The following is a 6,186-nucleotide window of genomic DNA, read 5'->3' on the forward strand; positions in this document are numbered from 1 at the left end:
GCTCGCGGCGGTGGCGGGGCGGCGGCTGGACGACGCGCGGCCGTGGGTGGATGCGCGGCTGCCGGACGGGACGCGGATGCATGCGGTGCTGGAGCCGGTGGCCGTCGGGTCGGCGTGCCTCTCGTTGCGGGTGGTGCGGCCGAAGGCTTTCACGCTGGGCGAGCTGGTGGCGGCCGGGACGGTCCCGACGGGCGGTGAGGAGGTGCTGCGGGCGCTGATCGGGGCCCGGCTCTCCTTCCTGGTCAGCGGCGGGACGGGCAGCGGGAAGACCACCCTGCTGTCGTCGCTCCTCGGTCTGGTCGGGGCGGGGGAGCGGATCGTGCTCGCCGAGGATTCGGCGGAGCTGCGGCCCGACCATCCGCATGTGGTGCGGCTGGAGGCGCGGCAGCCCAATCAGGAGGGTGCCGGGCGGGTCACGCTCCAGGACCTGGTGCGGCAGGCGCTGCGGATGAGGCCCGACCGGCTGGTCGTCGGGGAGGTGCGGGGCGCCGAGGTGACCGAGCTGCTGGCCGCTCTGAACACGGGCCACGAGGGCGGCTGCTGTCGGATGGCTCTGAAGATTTCAGTACCGCAAGATTCATTTCAGAACAGATTTCAGTAGCGCACGCAAGATTTCAGTGAGGCCACGGAGGGTAACGGCCGTGGCCAGGCCGGGGCGACGTGCGTGTCAACTGCCGTACTGTGCAGTGGTGGTTGACAACCCGGCTGCACAGCAGGCGCGGCGACTACCCGTCGTGTCGGTTCCGCTCTGGGGCGAGGCACTCCTGAGCTGGTTTGGCCGGGGCGAAGGCGTCGGGTGTCTCTCAGTGCTTCAGCATCTCACTCAAAATTTCAGTGGATTGTTCAGTATCTCGTGCAGTGCTTCAGCACAGGCCGGACGTGCCATAGTCGCCGCTCTCTTGGAAGACTCCACGGTCGGCCAAGGGTGTGAAAGCGGCAGCGTAGAGGTACTGCGTGAGGCGTCGGGACACTCGTATGGGCTCGTAGGGCGACCACTTTGGCGCGCGGGCTACCAGTTCTGCGTGTGCGGGGTCGGCGAATGTCGCAGCCGCCTCGCGCCGATCCTGTCCTCGGGTGAGGCGGTCGGCCAGGCCGATTGCTCCAGCGATCAGCAGAGGGGGGTCCACCTCTGTGCTTCCGTAGAACTTGGCAAGGTCGTTGTGCAAACCTGACGGGCCTGTGGTGGCGGCGAGGGACAGCGGAAGGCGAGGAACACTTCGTGAATCAGGCAGGCGTATGACCAGGCCAGGCGCCAGCGCAACATCCAGCGGCCGCAGTTCTCCCGGATGCAGCACGGGCACCAGCGTGAATGGTGTCTGAGGCGAAACTCCGTCCTGATGAAGTCGCGGGCACCATCGATTCACGAGTCATTGACGGGAGGGCGGGGAAGCCAACCTCGAAGTAGCGGTTGAACAACAGTGCGGCCAGGTCACCTTCGGTGGTGCCTGTGGCGATGCTGATATGGGCGAGGTCTGTGCTGGAGCCGGGCTCCCAGCCTCCGGCATAGGGGACTGCCCGCAGCCGCCAGTACTTCGCGAGAAGAGTGCACCGCCAGCAGACATTCTCGACGGCGACAGCGTCTATCCAGCTGCTGAATGACTCACCTGGGACGGGCAGCGGCACGAGCGCCATCCGGCGGGACCGCCCCAGCGTTCGTACAGGGGTGGCCACGATGCGGAGCGTAATACGCCTGGCTACTGCCGAATCCCTGGTGGAAGAGCGGTTGAGCCCAGTGGCGGGGAACCCGAAAACAAAAATCCCCCAAAGGGAACTAGGTCACCTTGGGGAATCTTTTGTGTCTACTTGGACGCGTTGTAGGCTGTACGGATCTCAAGAGACACACGACCGCGGTCGTTCACGTTGTAGCCGTTCTTCTTGGCCCACGCCCGGATCTCGGCAGTGTCCTGGTTACCGCCGGCAGCACCTGCGCGAGCAGGGCCACGCTTGATCTGACCGCTGGCACCCATTTTCCGGCCGGCGTCCAGGTACGGACCGAGCAGCGTGAGAAGCTTATCGTAGTTCTCCGCCGAGAGATCAATCTCGCGACCAATGCTGTCCAGGGAAATTCGATGCGTCTGCACATCGTCGCCTTCCTTGCCGGACAGGTCATCGATGTACCGGGTGATAATTTTCTGAGCCATGCCCGTATGGTCGGCGTTAGTCTGCGGCCTTGTCAAGTGGAACTGAAACAACAAAACCCCCACCTCGCCAATGTGGGGAGGGGATAATTTTCTGTTTCGGGCCCACCAAGAGGTCAGTGGATAAATGTCCGATATGTGGCATGGTTGGGTGGTCTTCGAGACGTGCCTTCACGAGGGCTTGCCCCCGGAACGTGTGAGGTTACTGAGATTGAACTCGTGAAGTCGTTGGGGTAATCGATAGGCCGGTTCCGGTGAGACAGCCGTCGATGAGGTCACTGCGGTATTGGATCGTGCGCAGGCCGCGTCTGACGGTTTGGATGAGGTGGTCGGGGCTGGTGAAGGCGACATTGCTGAGCCAGCCGCGCCTCAGGAGGGACCAGATGCCCTCGAACGGGTTGCAATCCGGGGTATATGACGGCAGTTGGTGGACGGTCAGCCAGTCCCGTTCGCCGATCCAGGTGCGCATCCGGGCGTCCAGGTGGACGTTCAGGTTGTCCCAGATGAGCACGATCGGGCCGCCGAGTTGTCGGTGCGCGATCGAAGCAGGTCGCGGTAGTCGCTCCAGGCGAAGCTCTTTCGTCCGTCGCGCCGGCCGTCGTCGCGGCGGAGCCGGTAGATCAGCCGGGGGCGTTCACCGGGTTTGTAGCAGGTCAGGGCGGCGATCGAGAGGCGTCGCCGTGAGCGGCCACGGACCCGGATGATCGGGGTGTGGCCGCGCCTGGCCCAGGTGCGGGCGATCGGCGGCGTTATCGAGAACCCGGACTCGTCCTCGAAGACGATCCAGGCATCGAGCGCCACCGCGGTGCTTCCACCCATGGCCAGGTCTCCTTCACCCAGCCGGGGATCGCGTCATCGTCGCGCTCAAGGGCACGTCCGGCCGGGATCTGGCAGGAGAAGCCGTGCCGGATCAGGAGCTTGCGCACGCCCTGGGTGGTGTAGCTCTGGTGGAAACGTCGGCCGATCACCGTCTTGCCCCTGGTCAGCGTCCACCGCTGATCCGGTCAGCCGTGCGCGACCGGTCCCTTCATCAACTCCGCGTCCAACTGGGCCTCACTCAGCCGAGGCGGGGAGGTCGAGCCAGCCGAGCGCGCAGACCGCCCTTGGCCCACGCCCGCTGCCATCGCTGCAGCTACCAGACACTGATCCGCAGGTCCTTCGCGATCACCGAACTTGCCTCGCCACGGGCGAATCGCTCGGCCGCACCCGTCGGATACTTTCGCGGAGCTCCCTCCGTTCGTCCGTCAGAACGCCGCCCTGCGTGTACCTCATGACAACGGCGTACCGCGTGGATCAAGACTTGTCAGCAGCTACGACACCACGAGTTCAGGCTCCTTACGTTGTTGGTGGGTTGATTCCGGTCACTCGTAGGATCGGAACACCCAGGGGCACTGGGTGTGGCTGTCAAGCTCATGCCGCAGGAGTGGCTTCTACTGATTGGCCGCCCGGTGCCTCGCGACGACTCGGCCACTGATTGGGATGCGTGCGACACGATCGCTTGGTAAGGACACGCTGGCGAGGTCGTCTGCTGGGACAAGTACTGGAACGACTTCGGAGGTGGCCGTGCCCGAACTGTGGGCCGGTACGGACGCGGGCAAAGCCGAACACCACTGCGTGGCGATCGCCACCGACGGCACACGGAAGCTCTCGCGACGGGTGGCCAACGACGAGAGCACGCTGCTCCAACTGATCAGTGATGTACTGGAGCTGAGCGATGGCGATCCGGTGACCTGGGCAATCGACCTCAACGCCGGCGGGGCCGCGCTGATGATCGCGCTGCTCACCGACAACGGGCAGCAGGTCCTCTACATCCCCGGCCGGACCGTCCATCACGCCTCCGGCTCCTACCGGGGTGACGGTAAAACCGACGCGAAGGACGCCTTCGTCATCGCCGACCAGGCCCGCATGCGCCGCGACCTCCAGACGATGCACCGCGGCGACGAAATCGCCGTCGACTTGCGCATCCTCACCGCCCGACGCCTCGACCTGGCCGCGGACCGCACTCGGGCGATCAATCGCCTGCGCTCCCAGATGCTGGAGTACTTTCCCGCTCTGGAGCGGGCCTTCGACTACAGCACCTCGAAGGCGTCCCTGGTACTACTGACCGGCTACCAGACCCCGGCCGCCCTGCGCCGCATCGGCACGAACCGGCTCGCCTCCTGGCTGAAGAACCGCAAGGTCCGCAATTTCAACCTGGTCGCGGCTACCGCCATCCAGGCTGCCGAAGCCCAGTACACGGCTGTTGCCGGGGAGAGGCCGGCCGCCGTGGTGGTGGCCAAGCTCGCGAGAGAGGTGATGGCCCTCGATGAGGAGATCGCCGAGACCGATGCCCTCATCGAGGGCAGGTTTCGCGATCACCCGCACGCCGACGTCATCCTGAGCATGCCCGGCATCGGCACCGTGCTCGGCGCCGAGTTCATTGCCCACACCGGCGGTGACATGAGCGTCTTCGGCAGCCCAGACCGACTGGCCGGCGTCGCCGGTCTGGCCCCCGTTCCGAAGGACTCCGGGCGGATTAGCGGCAACATGCGCCGCCCACGCCGTTACTGCCGACGCCTGCTGCGGGTCTTCTACATGTCCGCAATGGTCGCAGCCCGCTGCTGCCCCGTATCGAAATCCTTCTACGACCGCAAGAGAGCCGAAGGAAAGACCCACAAGCAGGCCGTCATCGCCCTCGCCCGCCGCCGCCTGAATGTCCTGTGGGCCCTCATCCGCGACGGCCGCACCTTCGAGATCACCGCGCCACCGAGCTCCATCGCACTCGGCTGACACGCTCACAACGCGTCACCAACCGGGCTTGACAACCACATTGGGAATCAGTAGCCACCGAGCCTGGAGCCCAAATGGTGGGGCAGGGCAATCTGCCACCCAACCCTGCATCAGCCCCCGGGCTCCTCCGCAGATGCGGTCCCGGCGTCTACACCGCCAGCGCACAGAGCCCCCAACCGCCTTGCGTGACCTGCGAAACGCTAACTAACGACCTCGTGCATGGTTGGCCGTGACGAGCGTCGGGTTGGGTCGTTGGGCTGGATGTGGTGGGGTTTCAGGCACGTGAGTTGATCTCGTCAGAGCGTCGGATCACGGGGCTCTCGACGTCCGTGATCGCTGACTTGGTGGCGGAGTTGGGACCGGCCTGGCAGGCCCGCAGAGATGCTGCCCTGCTCGACCGGCCACGCCGGCGAGGGGTCGGTGCGGGCGCGAAGTACAAGCTGGTCTTCGTCGACCGGCTCCTGGCCACCCTGGTTCATCTGCGGCACGGCGTCACGCACGACGTGCTGGCCTGCTGGTTTCAGGTCGACCGCTCCACCATCACCCGTGCGGTCGGAGAGATCCGGCCCCTGCTCGCCGACCGAGGATGCCAGATCGACGGTGGGCTGCGGCTGCGCACGCTCGCCGACGTGATCGCCCATCTCGGCGCCACGGGCCGGACAGCGTTGATGGACGCCACCGAAATCCGGGTCCGCCGCCCGGCTGCGAACCGCGGGGGACGCAGCCGCTTCATCTCCGGGAAGAGCCGCATCAACGCCATGAAAGCCCTAGTCCTGACCGACGAACACGGCCAGTTGTTGTTCTGCGGCGAGACGCGGGCAGGCTCAGTCGCCGACATAACCCAGGCACGCGACGCCGGCCTGATCGACCTGCTCGCCGACACCATCGACCTGCAGATCCTCGCCGACGCCGGCTACCAGGGACTCGCCGCGCAGACCAGCGGCCAAGTCGTGACACCACCTCGCAAACGTCGCGGGAAAAACCTCGAGCACCTGCAATGGCTCATGACTCACCACGAAGCCGCCCGCTTCGCCCACTCCTCAGCCCGGATCCCCGTCGAACATGGCATCGCCCACCTCAAGAACTGGAGGGCTCTCGCCCGACATCACAGCCGGCGGGAGAACCTGCCCGACACCATCCGCGCCGTCACCGGACTGCTGAGTGACCAACAAGCACCCCGCCACTCAAAGGCACTCGAACTGACCGCCTCATCAGCTTGATCCAGGTGCCATACGCAAACGCGCCACGTCCTCGCGCTAACCATGCACGAGGTCGTAAG

The 6,186-nt window shown here is 65.6% G+C and carries 5 protein-coding genes and 1 pseudogene; 3 read left to right on the plus strand and 3 right to left on the minus strand.

The genetic code is table 11. The features are described from left to right. On the plus strand, positions 1–601 hold a 601-nt coding region (locus tag J0695_RS26075), incomplete at its 5' end, for an ATPase, T2SS/T4P/T4SS family (protein WP_242553196.1). Between the two features lie 507 nt (positions 602–1,108). Here J0695_RS26075 and J0695_RS26080 read toward each other — a convergent pair. The 3 genes and pseudogenes from J0695_RS26080 to J0695_RS46290 form a co-directional block, all read right to left on the minus strand. Beyond that, positions 1,109–1,360: a TniQ family protein gene (locus J0695_RS26080; protein WP_206965887.1), complete on the minus strand. Its 252-nt coding sequence runs from the start codon at positions 1,358–1,360 to the stop codon at positions 1,109–1,111. A 439-nt stretch (positions 1,361–1,799) separates the two neighbouring features. Beyond that, entirely contained in the window at positions 1,800–2,141 is a 342-nt protein-coding gene (locus J0695_RS26085; RefSeq protein ID WP_206965881.1) for a histone-like nucleoid-structuring protein Lsr2, read from the minus strand. A gap of 199 nt (positions 2,142–2,340) precedes the next feature. After that, positions 2,341–3,410 (minus strand): annotated as a pseudogene (locus J0695_RS46290) (IS630 family transposase). Between the two features lie 291 nt (positions 3,411–3,701). Here J0695_RS46290 and J0695_RS26100 point away from each other — a divergent pair. After that, positions 3,702–4,907, plus strand: a complete 1,206-nt coding sequence (locus tag J0695_RS26100; protein WP_372445827.1) for an IS110 family RNA-guided transposase — start codon at positions 3,702–3,704, stop codon at positions 4,905–4,907. Between the two features lie 329 nt (positions 4,908–5,236). Further along, complete coding sequence (locus J0695_RS26105; RefSeq protein ID WP_307798760.1) at positions 5,237–6,127, plus strand: transposase family protein; 891 nt, start codon at positions 5,237–5,239, stop codon at positions 6,125–6,127. Positions 6,128–6,186: the final 59 nt, after the last annotated feature.

Origin of the sequence: Streptomyces beijiangensis (assembly GCF_017315755.1) — a bacterium.
Classification (GTDB): domain Bacteria; phylum Actinomycetota; class Actinomycetes; order Streptomycetales; family Streptomycetaceae; genus Streptomyces; species Streptomyces beijiangensis.

Coding starts and splice junctions, on each gene's coding strand:
- J0695_RS26085 (WP_206965881.1), bottom strand. CDS start 2,141: ATGGCTCAGAAAATTATCACCCGGTACATCGATGACCTGTCCGGCAAG.